This is a genomic window from Bacillus sp. 3103sda1 (assembly GCF_024159135.1).
Taxonomy (GTDB): Bacteria; Bacillota; Bacilli; order Bacillales; family Bacillaceae_G; genus Bacillus_A; species Bacillus_A rhizoplanae.
Genome location: NZ_JAMYWS010000001.1, coordinates 330,572 through 351,920, shown reverse-complemented (window position 1 = coordinate 351,920; position 21,349 = coordinate 330,572). Strand labels below are relative to the sequence as shown.

The following is a 21,349-nucleotide window of genomic DNA, read 5'->3' as shown; positions in this document are numbered from 1 at the left end:
ACACTTGTTATGGCTAGTTTGCTATAATAACCGGTATTCCATATTTTTCATAGCTTGTAATACATTCTTGCTGCATCGGTGTAAGTGGTACGAGTTCATCTGTAATAATTTTTGTAATGCACTGTTTATCACAGACTTCAAAGAAAGCAACCTTTCCAAGCTTCGTATGATCCACTAGAACGATGATTTCACTTGCCTTATTCAGCATCGCCTGCTTCGCTTCCCCTTCATCTATTGCCGTATCTGTTAAACCTTCATGGAAGCTTAGCCCTTTACTTGAAATAAAAACTTTATCAATATAAATTGATTGAAGATATTGCTGTAAGGATGCCCCCATGATAGACAATGATTTTCCTCGTAAAAAGCCGCCAAGCAAAATCACTACAATATGAGGCGCATCTGCCAGCTCTATTGCAATGCTCAAGTTATTTGTTACAACTGTAAGGCTTTTACGGTCTTTAATGAACTTACTTACCTCAAGCGCAGTTGTACTTGCATCAAAAGCTATTACATCACCATCTTCAATGAGCTTTGCGGCTTCTTTCGCAATAGCCATCTTTTCTCGCTTATTACTGTTTAACCGCTCTTCCATGGAAGCTTCATATACACGCTTCGTTTTCAGCTTTACACCGCCGTAGACCCGGATAACCTTACCATCCTTTTCTAGCCTCTCTAAATCCCTTCGTATCGTCATTAATGACACTTGAAAGACATCACTTAAATACGAAACATCTGCGTATTCCGTCTTCTCAAGCATCTCAATAATTTTATTTCTTCTATCTGCTGGTGAATTAGACATGATAATCGATCCTCTTTTATTTATTTTCTTATATGTCTAATATGCAAAGTTTATTATTGCTGAAATAACTTTTTTAAGTTTTCCGCAAACGGTGGACGTACAATGCCCTTCTCTGTAATGATTGCTGTAATATTCTCATGCGACGTTACATCAAATGCCGGGTTATACACCTTGCTATCTTGCGGTGCTGAATATTGTCCAAAGCGGTTAATAACTTCAGAAGCATCGCGTTCCTCAATCGGAATCTCTTTCCCTGTTGGTGTTTTCAAATCAATTGTTGGTGTCGGCGCTGCTACATAAAATGGAATGTTATAATACTTTGCTAAAATAGAAACTCCTAACGTTCCAATCTTATTCGCTACATCACCGTTTGCTGCCACGCGGTCACATCCGACAATTACTGCATCAATTTTCCCTTGTGACATTACCATCGCTGCCATATTATCGGTGATGACTGTTACATCGATGCCAGCTCGCTGCAGCTCTAACGCTGTTAGTGTAGACCCTTGTAATCTCGGACGCGTCTCATCAGAATAAATTTTTAAATCCCAACCTTTTTCCTTCGCTAAATACATCGGTGCTGTTGCAGTTCCGTATTTTGTTGTCGCCAAAGCACCTGCATTACAATGCGTTAACACACCCATACCATCTTGAAATAACGTAAGCGCATGTTCACCAATTTGACGGTTAATTTCCTCGTCTTCCTTATGAATCATCTTTGCTTCTTCTAACAATCTATTTTTCAAATCTTTAATAGATAAATGAACATTTTCTTTTGCGACGTTCTCTATTCTCTCAAGCGCCCAAAATAAATTTACAGCTGTCGGTCTTGAAGTCGCTAAATAAGCACATACTTTTTCAACTTCATTTATAAACAGCTCTATTGAATTTCCCGGTACTTCTTTTACTCCTAAATACACACCGTAAGCCGCTGAAACCCCAATCGCTGGTGCACCGCGTACCTTCATCACTTGAATCGCATCCCATACGCTCTCTGCTGTTGTAAAAGATTCATAGACAACCTCATTTGGTAATAAAGTTTGGTCTAATAAAACTAAAGCTTCATCTTTCCATTGAATCGGTATTAATTGCTCAGACATAATCTTCTCTCCTTATTTTGTGTTAAGTGACAGTGCTTGTGTTTTTAACGTTTGTAAAAAATCATTGCCTGTTTTGTGCGTACTTGCCTGTAAAATAAACAACTTCGCAGCTTGCAAACAAATGCGTTCTGCTCTAGTACGAGCTTCTTCATCTGCAATAGATATGATATCCTTTACTTTTGCTAAACCAACAATGCGGCGAATTAATTCAAGACCAGTAATAGCCGCTGTATCTTCTAGCACAGACTGTAAATACCAACGACTAAATCCTTCTTCTTTTGCCATAATGTCTGTAACATGTGCATTCCAAGTTTCTAAGAATTTTACTGAAAACAGATCAATTACATCCGTAATCGTAGACTCCAACCAGTCCATATAAGCATCTTTTTCTATCCCAGAAACCATTGTCGCATCCGCATTTGCCCATGCAAATATTAAGTTTGCCACAACATTCCCGATGTCATATCCCATCGGTCCATAAAACGCGAATTCCGGATCAATCACCTTTGTAGAATCTTTTCTTACAAATACAGAACCAGTATGCAAATCTCCATGCAGCAAAGCTTGTGCATTTGTCATAAACGAAAACTTCAGCTTCGCCACTTCCATGCGAAGTGCGTCATCACTATATATATGCTCTCGAATCCAGCCTTCATTTAAAGAAAACAGCTCATTTCTTTTGTTATGATCTGTAAACGGCTCAGAGTACACAAGATCTTCTGTAATCTCACATAACTCCGGATTTATATAGTTCTTCACTAACTCCTTTTTCTCTTTATGATTCATTACTACATCTGATGTTAATAGCAATGTGTTGACCATAAAGGTCGTTAAATCATCTGCAAGCTTTGGAAAGATTTGATGATTCATAAGCGCAGTACGAAGAATCGTATGATCTGACAAATCTTCCATCACACAGCAATTCATTACATCATCATACAAATACACATTCGGCACGAGCTTTGGTGCCAGCTTCCCCTCTAGCTGGAGCACATCTGACTCAATGCGAATACGATTCGTAGATAATTTAAACTCATCAGAAATACGCGCCGTATCTCCTGCTTGCTTCACAATAACAGAAGTTCCCTTCTCTTCATCCCAAACACGGAACACATAATTTAAATTGCCATCCCCAATTTCCTTACACTGCAAACGCTGTGCGTCCTCGAACATCGATAACTTCTCTATCACATACGGTATTACATCACTAGATTCCATTAAAAAATACTTCGTGAACTTAGACATGGTTTCTCCCTCCACACTAAATGTAAGCGTTTTCTAAAAGCCGTAAAAATAATAGATTGATAGTATTTTATTCAACCTATGTTATAAATTGTTCTTTTTGGATCATATTTTGTTCGAAACGAACATCTATTTTTTATTATAGCTTGTTAAGGAGGGGAGTCAATAATTTCCTATATGAAACAAAAAGCTCTTTATGTATCCAAAAGCTTCTTGTTCATTTTTTATAGAACCCCTGACGCTAACAGCATCATTTTATAGTGCTAAATACTTCCCCTAAATTCTTCAGGAATCTTGTTTTGTATAAAGTGAAACTTTCATCAGTGGGGACTGAAGAAAGTTTCACTTTATCGATTTAACATTGGCTTTCTAATACGCTAATCGATATATCAAAAACCTCTCATTAGAATTTCGTTCATACAATCCTGGCAATATAACTTCCTCTTTCAATTCAAAAGAAGTTTGGTTATCTAAAAAATAAATATAATCCTCTGATGGATAATATAAAACTAGTTCTACTTCCCTTTCTACTTTTTCTACCGAAAGCAATATATTGTTTATCACATTCATAAACACTTGCACCGAAAACGGATTAAAAAAGTAAAACTTATTATCAAGTGGATCAATCTCATACTCTTGCGCCAAGCAACAATGAAAATGAATTTTATCTTTACTTTTTTTAACCTTCTTCAAATAACTATCTCTATTATCCATGGCTTCTTGATAGAAAGTCTCGTTCATTTCTATCCCTACTACAGAGGCATGATAGAAATGGTGGATATAAAAATTTAATCGTCCTTTTCCGCATCCAAAGTCAACAATTTGGTCACTGCTTTTCAATTCATACTTACTAAATAATTGCTCTAGTCCATAATACGGCGTTGGTTCATAACGATGATAATGCAAAGACTCGTAGAATCCCTTTTGCTCTCCTACTGTTTTTATATTTAATACTGTATCATAATATTGTTCGTTCATGGATTCACTCCTAATTAACAGATTATAAATTCCATTATAAAAAGACCCCCGATAAAGTCAGCGGTCTACTCGTCACGCTTCGTCATCTCATCCACACATTCTAGTATGCAAAGATGTTAGTAAGAATTGAAGAACCTTCATAATTTGTTAGCATTTTTTATTTGCTTCAGAAAATTTTCCAATGACATATAATCCAATTTTATCATATACAAAAGTTTCGAACCTGTACCATATGAAAAAGCTACCCTAAAAGGACAATCATTTTTGACCTTTTCAGGGTAGCTTTCGTATCTGAATTTAAGGACGAAAAATCTCAAATTTCAAATAGAAACAATATTATTTTAAAACTTCCAATACCGTTTGCTTCAATATTTGCACGCCATCTACTATACAAGCGTGATCAAACGTCATGTGAGGATGATGTAATCCTGGCTTTAAATTTGCACCTAATCCTAGCATAGCAGCTTTTAAGTGCGGCTTTTTGACCGTATAATAATGAAAATCATCACTTCCTGCTGTAGGAAGCGGTGCGGTGCAGCCACCTTCGCCATATGTTTGGAGAATTCCCTTACGAAGGAACTGCTCCGCCTCAGCTGATACTTGTGCTCCAGGTGCGAAATCAACCCATTCGTAAGAAACCTTTACACCCATCGATTCAGCTGATTGAATAACCTGTTCTATTTTTTTCTTTAACTCTTCTAACAGCGGATTGCTTTCTGCCCTTACATCTAAGGCAAAATGGCCGTTTCCTGGAATGATATTTAAACTTTCACCGCCCGCTTGGCATCTCGTCATTTTAACGGAATAAGAATGTTGTGGTGAAAGCCATATATTTTTTAATCCAATATTAATCATCGAGATCACATCAATTGCGTTCACACCTTGATGCGGCCGCGCGCCGTGAGCGTCAGTTCCATATATATGAGCTTCTAAAAAATCTGCTGCTCCATGCCGAATGGATGGTGCCGCTTGCTTCAATGGTAATTCCTCTATTGGTCGTAAGTGAATACCAAATAAGAAATCAACATCATCCACAACACCTTTCTCCACCATCTTCAAAGCCCCGCCTCCTTTTTCTTCTGCGGGCTGAAAAATAAAGCGAACCGTCCCCGTTTGCCACTCCTCATTTTTTAACTGTAAAATGAGCCCCATCACAATTGTCATATGACCATCATGACCACATGAATGATTTGCTTTGAACTCCCCATCTACTTCTTGCCACAATGCATCCATATCAGCTCGAATGGCGACAACTGGTTTCCCGCTTCCCATTTCTGCTATCACTCCGGGACAATCATCAAATGTTTTATAAGAAATTCCTTCTGCCTCTAAAAATTTTGTAATATAGGTAGTCGTATTATGTTCATGCCAACTCACTTCAGGATGCTCATGTAAATATTGAAAAATTTTATTTAAACGATTCTGCAAATCTTCTCTTTTCAACTTGATGCTCTCCCTTCTATACGCAAAAGAATTCTCTTAAGGCTGTTTTGAAATGACATTCATTCGATACAAAACAACTTTTTATTTTTCATTTATAACATTCATGTTTTTCAAAAACATATTGAATATTCATTCAAATGTCAAGTGATTGCTCTCTCGGTATGTTTTCACCATATGCTGAACTAAATTTTACTGTATCCACCCTCTCCACTCTTTATGCGATAACCAGTTTTAATATCACTAAACTTTCCAAGACAGAAAGAATGGCATTAAGAAACTACATCAGAGACGTAGTATGAATAGAATAAATAGGAAGCTTTAATTCATAAAGAGCACGAGGGCGTCCTTGTTGATAGGGCATCTCCTCACCACAAATATTTGCATATCCTTGATCGACCAATTTCTTCAAAATACGCTCTGTTGTGCGTCTTGTTACTTGTAAATACTCCGAAAGATCGGCTGCTGTAAATTGAAGTGATGAATGAGACTGACTAAATTGAATAATTTTCGATAAATTTGCTGGACTCAGTTTTGTTTCTTTCGCTATCTTTAGTAGTTCTTGACTATTATTTTTAAGGCTCTGCACTTTCTTTTCTTTTGGAAAAGGACCGAACAGTTCTTTTTCATCCGTTAATATATAACAACAGCTTTCCATTTGATTGTTTGTCGCAAAGTTTTGAGCAATTTTAGCGTTTTGTTCCGCTTCTTTTACTGTTCCCCCGTAGCCAAATCCAAGTGCTACAAGATCTTTCGAATTGCTTAAAAAGTTTTGAAGAGAACTTGTTTTTATAAATGCCTCAATATCACCACGCGTCGTATACAGAATGTATGAGGTTTCATCTACTTGACGAAATGAACCGTGAATTTCACGAGCAAACGTAGCAAGATGCTCCATTGAAATATGGTTTGATGACGGAAATGCTACCACACATGCTGCAACAGTCGCTGAATAACTTTTCGCTAATTGTGCTTTTGCTTTTGCATCTTTTAACCCTTGTATAAGAGCTTTTGTCGGATCAAGCATTCGCTGTGAAGGTACACCAAGTTCAATAAGTTGGTCATAAACAGCATGAACACTCGTTAGTGCTAAATCAACTAATCCTGATTGATACCGAGAATAATGAAAATCCACAATCTCTTTTATTTCAAACATATTCGGTAACATATCTTGATAATCCATAACTTTGGGAACCCCCGTAATCCCGATATCACTGAAAACATTTGTAACGAAAGAAGAATTCACTAAATCAATTGAAATTCGTTCCGGTTGAATGTTTTTATGATGTAAAATGAAAAGTAAAGAAGACACAAGCGCCATTTCGTTTTGCTGCAAATAAATACTTGGAATTCGTAATTGTTCTCGCATTTCTTTTGAAATATAATAAGGTATAACACCGGAGAAGAAGATCACATCACACGGCTTTAAATGCCGGATAATTTCTGAAGATTCTTTCGGATGAGAATAAACATAAGGTTCAATCTCTATATCTTCGACTTGGTGGGCAACAGCCACAAGGTTCTGAATAGACTCTTGTGTACCAATAACCGCAATCTTTATCATCATTTGTTCAAACTCCTTATCACCATTTAACGACTATTTAACGACAACTATATCAAATGAAAAAGAACATTGTAAACAGAAAGGGGTCTTTTCAATGAAAATCACAGCAATTCATCTTTATGCAATTCGTTTACCGCTTCGCAATCCATTTATCGTAAGCTATGGTACTTATCCTGATATGCCTTCCATTATTGTAAAACTCGAAACTGATGAAGGCATTATTGGTTACGGAGAAGGCGTAGCTGACGAGCATGTTACATGTGAAACATGGGAGAGCACTTTTCATATTTTAAAACATACATTAGCTCCTGCCTTGCTAGGTAAAAATCCAATGAATATCGAGAAAATACATGACATCATGAATCAAACTATTTACGGGGTACCTACTGCTAAAGCTGCGATTGATATCGCTTGCTTTGATGTAATGGGGAAAAAACTCGGACAGCCTGTGTATCAATTAATTGGCGGACGCTATCATGAAGAATTCCCAATTACCCATGTTTTAAGCATCGACTCCCCAGAAAACATGGCGGAAGAAGCTGCTTCCATGATAAATAAAGGTTACCAATCTTTTAAAATGAAAGTCGGAACAGATGTTAAAAAAGATGTTGAAAGAATTGAAGCTGTACGTGAACGAGTCGGAAACGATGTCGCAATTCGCGTTGATGTGAACCAAGGCTGGAAAAACAGTGCGACGACGTTAACCGCATTACGTTCACTTAAGCATTTGGACATTGATTGGATTGAACAGCCTGTTATAGCCGATGATATCGACGCAATGGCTTATATTCGCTCAAAAACAGACCTTTCTCTTATGATTGACGAGGGATTAAAAGGCCCGCGTGAAATGCGCCAAATTATTCAAAAGCAAGCTGCCGATAAAGTGAACATTAAATTAATGAAGTGCGGTGGAATCTATCCAGCCATCAAACTAGCCCATCAAGCAGAAATGGCTGGAATCGAATGTCAAATTGGTTCAATGGTCGAATCATCCGTTGCCTCTTCCGCAGGATTCCATGTCGCTTTTTCTAAAAAAATCATTACAAGTGTTGAACTGACCGGGCCATTAAAATTCACAAAAGATATCGGGAATCTCTCCTATGATGTCCCTTTTATTCGCCTAACAGAAAAGCCTGGATTAGGCGTTGATGTCAATGAAGATATACTTAATGAGTTAACTGTTTTTCAAGATATTATTTGCTAAAGGAGACCCAAGCATGAACATTCTGTATGAAGGAACGTTAAAACAAAACGAGCAATCATTCAAAATTGCACCATTATCTTTGCATCACATCGAGCAAATTTTATCCGTACAAGATGATGTAATTGAAGTACTAGAAAACAAACAAAACTTGCAGCCTCTTACATTAGAAGAATTTCAAAATATATTAACAGGAAATGGCTTAATGATCGGTGCATTCATAGATGAACAACTCATTGCATTCCGTGCACTCTTAGTTCCACCGATTGATGAAGAACATTTAGGCTTTGATATTGGCTTACAAGGTGAAGAATTAGAACGTGTCATCTATCAAGAAGTCTCAAACGTTCATCCAACTTATCAGGGAAACGGACTGCAAAAAATATTAGCGAAAGTCATTATGGAGCAATTAAAACAGGTAGATCACAAATATGAGTATGTTTGCTGCACCGTTGCACCGTTTAATATTCCTAGTTTAAAAGACAAGTTCGCGCAAGGGATGGAGATCGCTGCGCTGAAAGAAAAATATAGTGATCGATTACGATATGTGTTTGTAAAAGAATTACAGAATGAGAGAACAAAAGAATGGACGAATATAGAAAAACTCCTAATGAATGATATTGCTGGACAGAAGAAGTTGCTGGCGGAAGGTTATCGTGGGTATGAGATGGAGTTTCGTGGTGGGGAGTATTGGGTGCGGTTTTGGAAGTAGGTAGGCAGGTATTACTTCCTGATATTATTGGATTTATTATGGAAAGAAAGAAAAAGGTGAGGTACTACTATCTGTAGTACCTCACCTTTTTTCAATGAAACATCCTTCTTAGAAAATGGTAGAGAGAACTTGATAATTTTCTCCTTCCACTTTTAAGTGTATACTCGCCCTCTCTATAATTTCGAACAGTTCCTTAAGTAATACTGATAAAATAACTCATCAGGCCACCCCATTCGATGTCTTAGCTCAGTTAAATACGCTAATAGAATAAAGGGACCATCTGAATTGAACTCAAAAGAAACCCCTCTTTCTTGCAGATTATTTGCTAACGGAGTGATCATTTCAATATTTTCACTACGATAAATCGCCTCACTAGAAGTAGAAACTTCCTTCGCAAATTTTAATAGACCTCTTTCATGCAGTTTCGCTTTTTGTGACTCATGAATGCCATACGCACAACTGAATAATACATCGATGTCCTCCAACGTAAGTGTTTCTTTTCCAATAAATAAATTTTGTGTTTCTTTTTCGAACATCCGAATAATTGGAATGTCTCGCTTTTTTTCTTTCAAAGCATGCAAGATACTCATGTAATACCATGATTGGTCACGCTTTCCACGATTAAAACGCGACCATACTTGATCGCCTTCTCTTTCTACGTCCTCTTGAATGGACCGTAAGTTATGTAATTTATCTGCGATGATTAAAGTAATCTCTTCATTCGAACGGTGTGGAAGAGAGAGGATAGTATGATTTTTTCGTTCTTCCCATGATAACGATTTATCTGGTTCTGAAGCCGCCTTAACCAATCTCAACACTTCTTCGCCAAAATGCTCGCACAACTCAACCTCGGTTGTATTCGTATCTTCTAAAGTATCGTGCAATAACCCTGCAGCAATCACTTCATCACGCTGCTTTGCTTTCTGTAAAATGAGTGCTACTCCAAATGGATGTATAATGTACGGAATGTTCGTGCCTTTGCGCATTTGGCCCTCATGCTTAATAGCAGCGAACTGCATCGCTTTCTCAATTAGTCGGCTCATGTATCTCACTCCTTTTCCTTTATTTCTATTCATAACATAAACACCGCTCAGAATAAAATCTTCCGAGCGGTGTTTACTTCTCCAACCACTAAAGCCATTCGATTGTACGAAATCCTTCTTTTACAGTTAGCGTTTCTTTAAATTATACACGACCTTCGTACCCCGTTCTCTTCTATAATTATTATCAGATGAAGTTTTCACCAAAATCAAAAGTGCCCCCTTCGTAAAGGAGCACTTTCTCATTACTTATTAACCTCTAACAAATCCCCCTGCTCCGGCTTTTTCCTTTTTGTCCTTTTGCTCAACCTTATAACGATCTCCACCTACAAATAAGGAAACAAGCAATCCAATGATACCAGCTGCCATCGCCAATATAAAACCATGATGCAACGCTGTTTCTAACGCCCCTCTCATAAATTCTACTAGCTGAGGAGGAAGCTGTGTATTATGTTGCATCAAGATTTCTGGTTTTGCTAATTTTTCAATTTGATTAGCCGGCATTTGAGAGGATGCCGCAAAATCTATCATCTTTTCTTTTAAATCATTGTTCACAATGGTTGCTGTAATTGCAGCCCCCATCACACCACCAATACTTCTCCAAAACCCAACAACTGATGAAGCAATCCCCATATATTTCATATCGACGGATTGAGCGACAGCATTTTGTGCGACACTCATAAGCGGTCCTAGAACAATCAATCCCATTGTGATCATCACAAGGGTCACTGTCAATTTCGCAGTATCATGTGTAATGTTACTGAGCATGTAAGCCTCAAATATTCCAACTGCCATCGAAATGACCATGATAGTACGGAAAGGAACTTTCGTACAAAGGAAACCTCCTAAAATCGCACCAATCATAATTGGAAACATCATCGGTGTTAATACACCATTTGAATTTTCATTCCCAATAATAGCTACTGAAAGAATGGGAAGATACGTAATCGCAGAGAACATGATTGCTCCCTGACAAAATACAACAATACTTGTACCTAGCACCATTTTATTTTTAAATATGGAAAGAGGTAAAATCGGTTCACTAGCCTTCCTCTCCACTAATATGAACAACACAATTGATATCGCAGCTGCACTGAACATTCCAATAATTTGGGCGGAATCCCAAGCATAATCCTTCCCGCCCCATTCTAACCCGAGAAGAAGAAGAACAGTTGAAGCAATTAATAAAATCGTTCCAAGATAATCAACTTTTGGTTTATGTTCTGATTTAGATTCCTGTAAAGAAAACAATAAAGTAATAATCGATAAAATGCCAAAAGGTACATTTACATAAAAGCACCATCTCCACCCTAACCAAGAGGCTTCAGAAATCCAAGTACCGATTTGTGGTCCAAGAACTGAGGATATACCAAATATCCCAGCAAATACACCAGACATTTTTGCTGCTTGTTTAGGATCTGTAGAAATTGAATAAATGATTGTGAATGAAATCGGAAAAATAGCTCCTGAACCTATCCCTTGAATAACACGATACGCAATCAACTGATCTATATTTTGAGCAGTTCCGCATAATGCCGAGCCAATTAGAAATAAACTAATCCCGAGTAAATAAAACAATTTTCTTCCAAATAAATCGCTCATTTTCCCAAACACAAGCATCGTACTTGTTGCCGCAAGCATATAAGCCGTAAAAACCCAGCTCATTTTATCGAATCCACCAATATCCTTAATGACTTGACTAATACTTGCAGAAACAATGGTATTATCCAGAGATGACATAAAAAGTCCTAACGCCATAGCTACGATCACAAAAGGCATCCTTTTATTCTTTTCCATCGCGCTCTCTCCCCGTTTTTTCAATCGTATCCACTCAAATAGAATAACATTTTTCCATTAAATAACAATAAAATTCAGAAGTGATTTTTTGACATAAAGCGACTTCATTTGTAATAACAAGCATCTACTGACTATAATTACGCTTTGAAATTTACTTTATGTGGATTAATTATTGCTAAAGTTATTTTAAATGTATTGAGTCTATATTATGGAAAAAAATAAAAGTGAACTTTCTAATCCACTTTTTAAACAGGAACAAGAAAAAATAGTTTCAATTTGTATTAACGCTTTACAAATAATTTATAGTGAAATTATGCAAAAAAGACAAATAAATTATTTCAAAGTGACTTAGTAAAATATTTTAAGCAATTAGAAACATATATTCCTAGTGTAAAAAAACAAGAAATTCCTTTACGTGATAAAACACAAAGCCCTTCCATCCCCGAAAAAGGACGGAAGAGCTTTGTCTCCGTGGTACCACCTTCATTGATACTAGATCAATTTCCAGTCAATCACTCTCTTTCGAAAGTCATAGATTCAATTATCAAAAGTAAATTAGATTTTCAACCCTACACCGGATTCGATACTAATTGCTTCAAACTAGGTATTCCATCTTCCACAACGAAAGAGGCACGTGTGTTGATTGAGGCACCTGGTCTTGTTACATATTTAACGACCTGATAATCTGTTTGCCAAATGTCTTGTGTCACTTTACAGCGCACATAGCCACGATAGTTATTAAAGAATTTAATATGCGGATTTTCCTTCAGGTACTGAGCTGTATTGCCGTTTACATCAGAACCGTCTCCATTGGAAGTAATAGAAGTTCCAACAAACTCAACCCCCACATTTTTTGAATCAGGGTCATGGAAGTCTACCTTGATTTCATTTGCCCAGCTGGTATGAACATCCCCGGTGAGGACAACGGCATTCTTAATATCGTTTTCAGCTATAAAATCCACAATACGTTGGCGCGCGGCAGGATATCCATCCCAGGCATCCATACTTACATTCTCTTCGTCAGGATCAAAATCCCCATCGCGGTGAGCGAAAAAGACTTGTTGAGCGAGTACTTTCCATTTGGCCTGTGATACAGCCAATCCATCTAATAACCATTGTTCCTGTTCCTCACCTAAAAGGGTACGGCTTGGATCCTCAGATTCAGGGGTTGGTGGTTTCCATCCATCTCCATTTGCCTGATCATCTCGGTACTGCCTAGTATCTAAAACATTAAATTCTACTAAATTACCAAATGACAAACGGCGATACATTTGGATATCACTACCTTGCGGAAACGATGTACGGCGAAGCGGCATATGTTCGTAATAAGCTTGGTAAGCAGCAGCTCTCCGTTTCAAGAACTCTTCAGTTGGTTGTTTATTTGGATCCTGCGGAATATCCCCCGCATAGTTATTATCCACTTCATGGTCATCAAATGTCACGATCCATGGGAAATTAGCATGGGCAGCCTGTAAATCGCTATCCATTTTGTACAGAGCATAACGATTACGATAGTCATCAATCGTATAGATTTCAGGAGCAGAATAATTCAATGGACGAACCGTTGAATTAATATTTCCTTCGTAAATATAATCTCCAAGATGGACGACCAAATCCAAGTCGTCCTGGGCCAGATGCTGATAGGCTGTGAAATAGCCGGTAGGCCAGTTTTGACAGGAAACAAAGGCAAAGTTGAGCTGATCAACCTCGCTATTATTGGCCGGTGCCGTCTTTGTTCTTCCTGTTGGACTGACTTCAGCGCGTACTGTAAATCGGTAATAATACCATGTGGAAGGTTTCAAGCCCTCAACTTCTACATGGACAGAGTGGCCAAGTTGAGGCTTGGAAAGTTCGGTTCCTCTTTTGACGACTTTTTTAAAATCGGGATCAAGTGAGACTTCCCAATGGACTGGGTATGGATGGTTATCCATGCCGCCCCCATTTAATGGATCCGGCGCAAGTCTCGTCCATAAGACAACCCCATCTGGTAGCGGGTCGCCAGAAGCAATTCCTAATGTAAAGGGATATCGTAGGTTGTTAGATTTGTTGTTCTCTTCTGCGGACGCCATTCCAATAGGCAACGAACTCACAATAGTCGCACCAAGAGCAATTCCCATTCCCTTTCCAGCGCTTTTTAAGAATGTTCTACGATTATTGTCAAATTCTCTCATATTTATCCTCCTTTTGCGTTCATTGAAAAGTTTAGTCTCTAATTGTATATATAATTCGAACTTTTCGTAAAATGTATGTAAAATCGAATAAAAATAATAGATTAGGATTAATTCCCAACATGAATATAAGGATAAAAGAAGTAGGGAAATTCCATTAAATAACAGAAATTTAAGCAGAATGATTAAAAGAAAGGGGACATCTTTTTAACTAGATCTTCCAGTAGAGATGTTATTTTGGAAATACTTTTTAGTTTTACCCATTAATAAACAGGAAATATCGTTGCTGTTTATACCAATAAAAAATGGAGTTATTTAGGTTTATGTAATAGTTTCTTTTTGAATTGACATACTTTTCCAATTTGAATGTTATCCACAAGAGTATCGGTTAGAAGGTAAGATAGAGAAATCATCTTCGGTAAATACTTTCTCTACCTTTTTTAAATTCTAGTTTAACTTTTACAAAATATTTTTAAAACTCAATGAAACTTAAATATAAAAGGTAGAAAAATCTTAAAAAACCTCATTTACTTATGATACAGTTCATCGTAGTTAATCCTAAATAAAAATAAAGTCCTATCGATATCTCGATAGGACCTGTTGGCCACTACAGCATCTCTTATTAATTTTCCCTTATGAGCCAAGCCACACACTCCACATGTACGGAGTGTATGTAGCAATACATGGGTTGTTGGTGAGTTTTACTAAATCTGTAAATAGCACGTGGTCAATACCTCATCTTTTGCTTCTCATTTTACCTTTCGTTTCACATTTACCTTAAATCTTAGAAATGTCTATCTTAATGCTTTCTAGAATAGCAAAAGCACCTATCTAAGTTTGAATTAAGGATAGGTGCCTCACAATGAAACTTTACTAATATAAGAATAGTCATTTCATCCCTAGTATGGGTGGAAAATCGTTATTACGATTTTTTCAAAATTTGAGAGATTAATAGATAAATATCGACAGCCATAATCTAAAGTAGTTGAAGATGTATGTATATTGTATAATTTTTTTCTTCAAAAGTATTAGTACTACTTTATAAGTACTCACTTCTTGTGAACATAGTAGCTCTTGGGTAGCTTCATACCATTCTGTTCCATGACCACACGCAGGCGGTCCGGGTAGTCAGTGATTATTCCGTCGACGCCATCATTGATAAGCTTTTGCATAGTAGGCTGGTCGTCAACTGTCCAGGGAATGACCTTCATTCCGTACTTGTGCGCTTCCTGAACCATGCTTTTCGTCACATAGGGCACGTAATTCTCATCAGTAACTTTGCCGTTCTGCGGGAAACCGTGCACTGGAGAGATGGCGTCTATTCCTAACGAGTGGGCAGCCGCAACGGGGTCTCCGTTAAAGTCGTCGATATCAATTCCACCTAACCACGGAGAGGAACCCGGCTGACCAGGTTGCAGGAACTCTGGACCGTTGGTCAGTGCTACGAGAGGTAAACGAGGCTCAACCTCGTGCATTCGTTTGAGCGCTCCCCAGTCGAAGCTTTGAATCGATACTCGGTTTAGCATACCAGCTTCGCGAACTTCTTTGGCAACAATCTGTACGAATTCTTCACGTGGAGCAGTCTGCTCAGGTGCACCGGCCTCCACCTTCGTCTCGATATTCATCCACACATTGTTGGCGTGATAGAGCTTTATAAGGTCGAAAATCTCGTTCAACGTTGGCATTTGAGCACCAGGGCTCGGGTGCTGACCTGGGAATTCCGGCAACGTCTTTGAGCCACAATCCAGTGTTTTTACTTGGGCAAGGGTTAGATCTTTTATGTACTTACCGACGTATGGGTAATCAGGGTCACCAGGGAATGCAGGACTCGTGTCCATGCACTTGGCACCCGAAATCTTTCGGTCGTGCGAAATAACAGCTTGATGGTCTTTAGTGATCTGCACGTCAAGCTCAAGTGTGCTCACACCGAGTTCGAGGGCATGGGAAAACGAGGCAATCGTTGATTCAACGGTTAGCCCAAGTCCGCCTCGGTGTGCCTCCAGGTCGAACCCTTTAGGACCAAAACTCTTTGAGTTGCCTGACCAGGACGGATTCTCAGTGGCTGAGGCTGATTGTGCTGAAACTTGGCTAGCACCTGAATACACCATAAGGGCTGCCATTGTTGCTAATATAAATTTTTTCCTCTTCATTTCTGCTCATCTCCTTATAAAATCTATTACTCTTATAAGTTTAGATGACCGATGTAATATCCCTATTAATAATATGATAAGAAATAGTAAAGGAAAATAAAGCGCTTACACACAGAAATTGAAGAAAATAAAATTATCAATCTTTGTCCATCTACGATTCACCTCTAAAGAAATTATCAATTTCTACAATTTTTTAAAATTTTGTGAATTTTTAACGTTATATTATTTAGTTTTTAAAATAAGTTGCGCCACACACTCCACATGCGCGGAGTGTATACGGCAATACAATGAGATGTTTGTGAGTTCAGTTATAAGAGAAGAAGCAATTATAAACTAAAACTGTAGTGCAATAATAATCGCTCCAACAATATCACTACTAAACCGTCATTTTCCAACTTGATAACGCTAACCAGTTTTCCATTTCCTTATAATCAGGCATTATTTTCCCAACAAGGCGCCAAAAGGATCGATCATGATTTAGATGAACCATATGGCACATTTCATGAACGACTACATAGTCTATCACCTGCTGAGGTGCCATTACTAGCTTCCAATTAAACGTTAACTGTAGATTTGAATCACAAGTGCCCCACGTACGATTACTATCTGTAATACGAATGGACCGTGGTTTTGTTTTAAAGTTACTTTGATACGATTTAATACTCTTCTCTACTAATGCCTTACACTGCTTATAGTAAAATCGTTTTAAAGCTTGTTGCATTTTCTCATCCTTAAGCTCTTTCACATAAATATGTAACTTATCTCCTTCAAACACTGCGTTATCTTGCTCAATACTTGCATCTTGAGAAATCTGTATCGGATATGTGTTCCCTAAATATAGAAAGCCCTCTCCTTGATCATAAGCCTTTTCCTGTGGTCCAAGCACTCGCTCCTGCATTTCCTTACGTGTTTTCTGAATCCAATCCCATTTCTCCTCTAACAATTGGACTAAGTATTCAACAGGCGTTCCTTTCGGAGCTTGTACTTCAACATTTCCGTAAGAATCTACATAAAGACGTACAGATTTTTTCTTCTTATAAGTTATATGAAAATTAATTGCCTTACCTAAATATGTATGTATCATTTCATCACCTAAAGTATTCGTTCATGTTATTTTTACAAATAAAAAAGAGTAGGCTACAAATGTCCTACTCTACCTATTATATCATTTACTGCTTTACCATAAATGTTACAATGCTTATCCTCTATACTTTACAGCTAATCCCTTTACGAAATTCCTTGCGTATCTATCGCCGCACTCTTTGTAATTCTTATGACCTTTCTTTCTTAATAGAGCGCCTAACTCTCCTTTTGTCACCTTAACTCCTACGCTGTCTAATATATCAAGCACATCTTCACTCGTTAATGAAAGTGCTATTTTCATTTTCTTTAGAAGAAGGTTATTGGCACTCTCATTACTCTGTAAAGGCATCGCTTGTCCGGCTGGTTGCCCTGGTTTCGGATCTTGCTTTCCTCTTTTTAAAGTAATAAATCCATTTAAAAATGACTCTAACATCATCATATCGCATGTTAGTACGTAATCATCTTCGACTACATCAGCATTTTCAGCTTCATGCTGGGGACTTTTCTTTACTTTTGTAAGCATATCAACTACTTCTTCTTTCGTTACTTCAATGCCACCAAGTTTAAATATCTCTACCATATCTATATCTTTTATATCCATAGCATATCTTACTCTTTTTAATATATCATTATTGCTCATTGCCATTGTTAGTCCTCCTAAAATGTTGATTATTTATACGGCTGTTAAAGTTTATCCTCTAACATGCTTTAAACTATCATGTTTAATATAACCTTTTAGTTAATGTCCGCTAAATTAATACTTTAACATTTTAAAGATAGGTTTTATAGTCTTACCCGAACTTTTCTCCATCATTGTATCTATAGATCTCTTACGTGTTTGTTGTATGATTATAAAAAGATTTCCCTCATAACATTAACTAAAAGAAAAAACAGTGCTTTGATTTCTCAAATACACTGTTCTTTTTCAGCTCTACGCTTATTTTAAAATCAACCAAATCACACACTACACATACATTGATGTAATCCATTTCCCTCTAACTTTTGAGAGTTACATCATTTCACTGTCCCCTGCCTCATCAACACTCTTTTCAAATTTATCAAGCAATGCACGCACTTCATCTGTTGATTTCGTGCTCATCAATTGATTTCTTAATTCAGCAGCTCCATGGAATCCTTTGACATAAATTTTGAAAAAGCGATGAAGCCCTGTGATTGAACGTGGTAGTACTTCCGCATATTGATCTTGAAGATCAAGCTGTAGTCTTAAAAGATCAAGGTATTCTTTACTGCTATGCTCTTTTGGCTCTTTTTCAAAAGCAAAAGGATTTTTAAAAATACCTCGCCCGATCATAACGCCATCAATACCATATTTTTCAGCAAGCTGCAGCCCGATTTGACGGTCAGGAATGTCTCCATTGATTGTTAGTAGCGTATTTGGTGCAATACGGTCACGTAATTTTTTGATTTCCGGAATTAGCTCCCAATGCGCATCTACTTGGCTCATTTCTTCTCTTGTACGTAAATGAATAGAAAGGTTCGCAATATCCTGTTTTAAAATATGCGTTAACCACTCCTCCCACTCATTTAACTCCTTAAAGCCAAGTCGTGTTTTTACGCTGACAGGCAACCCGCCCGCTTTTGCTGCTTGAATAAGTTCTGCCGCAACGTCTGGACGCAGAATAAGTCCACTACCTTTTCCTCTCGATGCCACATTCGGCACAGGGCAGCCCATATTAATATCGATACCTTTAAATCCTAGCTCTGCCATGCCAATACTCATTTGACGGAAATATTCGGGATTATCCCCCCAAATATGTGCCACCATTGGCTGTTCATCTTCTGTAAAAATCAAACGGCCACGCACACTTTTCATACCCTCTGGATGACAATAGCTATCCGAGTTTGTAAACTCTGTGAAAAATACATCCGGTCGACCGGCTTCACTTACTACGTGACGAAAAACAACATCTGTCACATCTTCCATTGGTGCAAGTACAAAAAATGGTCGTGGTAAATCACGCCAAAAATTATCTATCATTTCAAACTCAAATCCTCTCACTATGAATACAACTTCAAACTCTTGGTCAAAAAATATAAAGTGAAACTTCCGTCAGTGCGGGTTTTCTTCATCCCCCACTGACGGTTAGTTGAACCAATCGGGCTTTTACGGGCAGTTATCCCCCACCTAGCTTCTTTGCTTCTCTCTGAATCTTGAGGTGGGGGTCTTACTGCCCGTTAATGCGGGATAAAGCCAAATGTTCCACTTCTTTTACACTTATATCATGCCTAATAACTTATTATCAAACACAAGTACATTTGGACATTTATAATTTGTGAAAAACTATTGTGAAAATCGGCAATGTTTATTTTAACTAAAATCGGTCCTGAATGGTATTTTTATAAACAAAAAAGCAGATGGTATAGATTTTTTCTATATCAACTGCTTTTCTATTATACCAACTCCAACCAGGCCACACACTCCACATGTGTAGTATGCGGGAACATATCCACAGGCTGCACTTCCTGCGTCTTATATCCGCCCTCTTCAAGAATCTTCAAATCACGAGCAAGTGTTGCCGGATTACATGATACGTATACGACACGCTTTGGCCTCATGTCGATGATTGTGCTTAATAATGCTTCATCACAGCCTTTACGCGGTGGATCGACTACGATTGTGTCGGCGATGATGCCTTGTTTGTACCAGTTTGGAATGACTACTTCTGCTTCCCCTACGCCAAATTCAACGTTTGTCATGTTGTTTAGTTCTGCGTTTCGGTTTGCGTCTTCGATTGCTTCTGGTACGATTTCAACGCCGTATACTTTTTTCGCTTTTTGCGCTAGGAATAAGGAAATTGTTCCGATGCCGCAATATGCGTCGATAACTGTTTCGTTTCCATCTAATTTTGCATACTCCAGCGCTTTGTCGTACAGTACTTTCGTTTGCGTTGGATTTACTTGATAGAATGAACGTGCTGAAATGGCAAATTTAATATCGCCGATGAAATCATAAATATATTCTGATCCGTACAGGACTGTTGTTGTGTCGCCAAAAATCACGTTCGTGCGTTTGTTGTTTACGTTTTGAACGATAGATTTTACGCTTGGGAATTTCGCTGTAATTTCTTCGATGATTGCATTTTTGTTTGGAAGTTCTGCCGTACGTGTAATAAAGACAAGCATGATTTCGCCTGTTACTTGTCCGTAGCGAGCCATTACGTGACGAAGCGTTCCTTTATGGCGCTCTTCGTTGTAAGCCGTTATGCCGTGCTTCTCACAAATGCGTTTTACTTCTTGAATTAATGTATCGTTTTCTTCTGCTTGGATTAAGCATGTTTCCATATTAATGATGTCATGCGTTCCTTGGCGGTAGAAACCAGCGACAAGTCCGCCTTCACGTTCTCCAATTGGCACTTGTGCTTTGTTTCGATATACCCATGGATTTTCCATGCCAAGGACAGGGTGAACAGGTACATCATGCAGTCCACCGATGCGCTGCATAACATCACGCACTTGTTTTTCTTTTGCTTGCAGCTGTCCTTCATATGTTAAGTGCTGAAGCTGACAACCGCCGCACTGGTTATATACTGGACATTCTGCCTCTTTGCGATATGGACTTTCTTTATGAAGCTTCATTAAACGACCAAAAGCAAAGTTCTTTTTCACTTTAATAATTTTAATTTGTGCTTCTTCACCTGGTAATCCGTTTTTCACGAAAATAGGATAGCCATCTACTTTCGCAACACCGGCACCGTCATGTGTTAAATCTTCAAACACTACATCTATAAACTCGTTTTTTTCAACTGGTGGCGTCATTTTATTACTCATTTTCCGACCTCTCTTTTTTCATCACACTGCGTTACATTTTACCATACTCCCCTGTCCTTTAGCCATTGGAAGAAAAAAAGCTATTGACGATTTTTGTCGATTAATGTTACGCTACTACTAATTCAATACGGATGGTGTTACCTCATATATACTTGATGATATGGATCGAGAGTCTCTACCCGGCAACCTGAAATTGCTGGACTATGGGGAAAACTAATGAATATTAGCTTTTTTGTGTATATAAGGACTCATATTGATTAGCTTTCTCGCATAGAAGGAAGTGGAT

The 21,349-nt window shown here is 38.0% G+C and carries 16 protein-coding genes and 1 riboswitch; of the genes, 2 read left to right on the top strand and 14 right to left on the bottom strand.

What is annotated here, in order from left to right; genetic code table 11:
• Positions 1-13: 13 nt before the first annotated feature.
• The 6 genes from NKR74_RS01820 to NKR74_RS01795 form a co-directional block, all read right to left on the bottom strand.
• The gene (locus tag NKR74_RS01820; protein WP_253628461.1) at positions 14-799 is read right to left on the bottom strand and encodes a DeoR/GlpR family DNA-binding transcription regulator; all 786 of its coding nucleotides are present in this window, start codon (positions 797-799) and stop codon (positions 14-16) included.
• Between the two features lie 53 nt (positions 800-852).
• The gene (gene mtnA, locus NKR74_RS01815; protein ID WP_253628460.1) at positions 853-1,899 is read right to left on the bottom strand and encodes an S-methyl-5-thioribose-1-phosphate isomerase; all 1,047 of its coding nucleotides are present in this window, start codon (positions 1,897-1,899) and stop codon (positions 853-855) included.
• A gap of 12 nt (positions 1,900-1,911) precedes the next feature.
• Positions 1,912-3,144, bottom strand: a complete 1,233-nt coding sequence (gene mtnK / locus NKR74_RS01810) for an S-methyl-5-thioribose kinase (RefSeq protein ID WP_253628459.1) — start codon at positions 3,142-3,144, stop codon at positions 1,912-1,914.
• A 366-nt stretch (positions 3,145-3,510) separates the two neighbouring features.
• Positions 3,511-4,119: a class I SAM-dependent methyltransferase gene (locus NKR74_RS01805; RefSeq protein ID WP_253628458.1), complete on the bottom strand. Its 609-nt coding sequence runs from the start codon at positions 4,117-4,119 to the stop codon at positions 3,511-3,513.
• 336 nt (positions 4,120-4,455) lie between these two features.
• Positions 4,456-5,562, bottom strand: a complete 1,107-nt coding sequence (locus tag NKR74_RS01800; protein ID WP_253628457.1) for a M20 peptidase aminoacylase family protein — start codon at positions 5,560-5,562, stop codon at positions 4,456-4,458.
• Positions 5,563-5,839: 277 nt separating this feature from the next.
• Positions 5,840-7,126 carry a transcriptional regulator gene (locus tag NKR74_RS01795; RefSeq protein WP_253628456.1) on the bottom strand — a complete coding sequence of 429 codons (1,287 nt, stop codon included), beginning with the start codon at positions 7,124-7,126 and terminating at the stop codon, positions 5,840-5,842.
• Positions 7,127-7,217: 91 nt separating this feature from the next.
• Here NKR74_RS01795 and NKR74_RS01790 point away from each other — a divergent pair, with 91 nt between their 5' ends.
• A complete protein-coding gene (locus NKR74_RS01790) occupies positions 7,218-8,327 on the top strand; it encodes a mandelate racemase/muconate lactonizing enzyme family protein (protein ID WP_253628455.1) in 1,110 nt (369 codons plus the stop codon).
• 13 nt (positions 8,328-8,340) lie between these two features.
• Entirely contained in the window at positions 8,341-9,036 is a 696-nt protein-coding gene (locus tag NKR74_RS01785; RefSeq protein WP_253628454.1) for an N-acetyltransferase, read from the top strand.
• Between the two features lie 173 nt (positions 9,037-9,209).
• On the opposite strand, the gene NKR74_RS01780 is transcribed toward NKR74_RS01785, so the two are convergent.
• From NKR74_RS01780 to rlmD, 8 genes are all read right to left on the bottom strand, one after another.
• The gene (locus NKR74_RS01780) at positions 9,210-10,079 is read right to left on the bottom strand and encodes an HD domain-containing protein (protein ID WP_253628453.1); all 870 of its coding nucleotides are present in this window, start codon (positions 10,077-10,079) and stop codon (positions 9,210-9,212) included.
• Positions 10,080-10,328: 249 nt separating this feature from the next.
• On the bottom strand, positions 10,329-11,873 hold the full coding sequence (locus NKR74_RS01775) for a DHA2 family efflux MFS transporter permease subunit (RefSeq protein WP_253628452.1): 1,545 nt from the start codon (positions 11,871-11,873) through the stop codon (positions 10,329-10,331).
• Positions 11,874-12,442: 569 nt separating this feature from the next.
• A complete protein-coding gene (locus NKR74_RS01770; RefSeq protein ID WP_253628451.1) occupies positions 12,443-14,044 on the bottom strand; it encodes an alkaline phosphatase D family protein in 1,602 nt (533 codons plus the stop codon).
• 1,046 nt (positions 14,045-15,090) lie between these two features.
• Positions 15,091-16,191 carry a glycerophosphodiester phosphodiesterase gene (locus NKR74_RS01765; protein WP_253628450.1) on the bottom strand — a complete coding sequence of 367 codons (1,101 nt, stop codon included), beginning with the start codon at positions 16,189-16,191 and terminating at the stop codon, positions 15,091-15,093.
• A 376-nt stretch (positions 16,192-16,567) separates the two neighbouring features.
• A complete protein-coding gene (locus NKR74_RS01760) occupies positions 16,568-17,275 on the bottom strand; it encodes a M48 family metallopeptidase (RefSeq protein WP_253628449.1) in 708 nt (235 codons plus the stop codon).
• Between the two features lie 114 nt (positions 17,276-17,389).
• A complete protein-coding gene (locus NKR74_RS01755; protein ID WP_035437731.1) occupies positions 17,390-17,920 on the bottom strand; it encodes a YehS family protein in 531 nt (176 codons plus the stop codon).
• Positions 17,921-18,283: 363 nt separating this feature from the next.
• Positions 18,284-19,273: a tRNA dihydrouridine synthase gene (locus NKR74_RS01750; protein ID WP_253628448.1), complete on the bottom strand. Its 990-nt coding sequence runs from the start codon at positions 19,271-19,273 to the stop codon at positions 18,284-18,286.
• Positions 19,274-19,686: 413 nt separating this feature from the next.
• Positions 19,687-21,063 (bottom strand): 23S rRNA (uracil(1939)-C(5))-methyltransferase RlmD, encoded by a 1,377-nt coding sequence (gene rlmD / locus NKR74_RS01745; RefSeq protein WP_253628447.1) that lies wholly within the window; start codon positions 21,061-21,063, stop codon positions 19,687-19,689.
• A gap of 122 nt (positions 21,064-21,185) precedes the next feature.
• Positions 21,186-21,287, top strand: a riboswitch (purine riboswitch).
• Positions 21,288-21,349: the final 62 nt, after the last annotated feature.

What these genes read in the sequence shown, in the direction of transcription:
- NKR74_RS01820 (WP_253628461.1), bottom strand. Translation starts at nt 799, where the DNA reads ATGTCTAATTCACCAGCAGATAGAAGAAATAAAATTATTGAGATGCTT.
- mtnA (WP_253628460.1), bottom strand. Translation starts at nt 1,899, where the DNA reads ATGTCTGAGCAATTAATACCGATTCAATGGAAAGATGAAGCTTTAGTT.
- mtnK (WP_253628459.1), bottom strand. Translation starts at nt 3,144, where the DNA reads ATGTCTAAGTTCACGAAGTATTTTTTAATGGAATCTAGTGATGTAATA.
- NKR74_RS01805 (WP_253628458.1), bottom strand. Translation starts at nt 4,119, where the DNA reads ATGAACGAACAATATTATGATACAGTATTAAATATAAAAACAGTAGGA.
- NKR74_RS01795 (WP_253628456.1), bottom strand. Translation starts at nt 7,126, where the DNA reads ATGATGATAAAGATTGCGGTTATTGGTACACAAGAGTCTATTCAGAAC.
- NKR74_RS01790 (WP_253628455.1), top strand. Translation starts at nt 7,218, where the DNA reads ATGAAAATCACAGCAATTCATCTTTATGCAATTCGTTTACCGCTTCGC.
- NKR74_RS01785 (WP_253628454.1), top strand. Translation starts at nt 8,341, where the DNA reads ATGAACATTCTGTATGAAGGAACGTTAAAACAAAACGAGCAATCATTC.
- NKR74_RS01780 (WP_253628453.1), bottom strand. Translation starts at nt 10,079, where the DNA reads ATGAGCCGACTAATTGAGAAAGCGATGCAGTTCGCTGCTATTAAGCAT.
- NKR74_RS01775 (WP_253628452.1), bottom strand. Translation starts at nt 11,873, where the DNA reads ATGGAAAAGAATAAAAGGATGCCTTTTGTGATCGTAGCTATGGCGTTA.
- NKR74_RS01770 (WP_253628451.1), bottom strand. Translation starts at nt 14,044, where the DNA reads ATGAGAGAATTTGACAATAATCGTAGAACATTCTTAAAAAGCGCTGGA.
- NKR74_RS01765 (WP_253628450.1), bottom strand. Translation starts at nt 16,191, where the DNA reads ATGAAGAGGAAAAAATTTATATTAGCAACAATGGCAGCCCTTATGGTG.
- NKR74_RS01760 (WP_253628449.1), bottom strand. Translation starts at nt 17,275, where the DNA reads ATGATACATACATATTTAGGTAAGGCAATTAATTTTCATATAACTTAT.
- NKR74_RS01755 (WP_035437731.1), bottom strand. Translation starts at nt 17,920, where the DNA reads ATGGCAATGAGCAATAATGATATATTAAAAAGAGTAAGATATGCTATG.
- NKR74_RS01750 (WP_253628448.1), bottom strand. Translation starts at nt 19,273, where the DNA reads ATGATAGATAATTTTTGGCGTGATTTACCACGACCATTTTTTGTACTT.
- rlmD (WP_253628447.1), bottom strand. Translation starts at nt 21,063, where the DNA reads ATGAGTAATAAAATGACGCCACCAGTTGAAAAAAACGAGTTTATAGAT.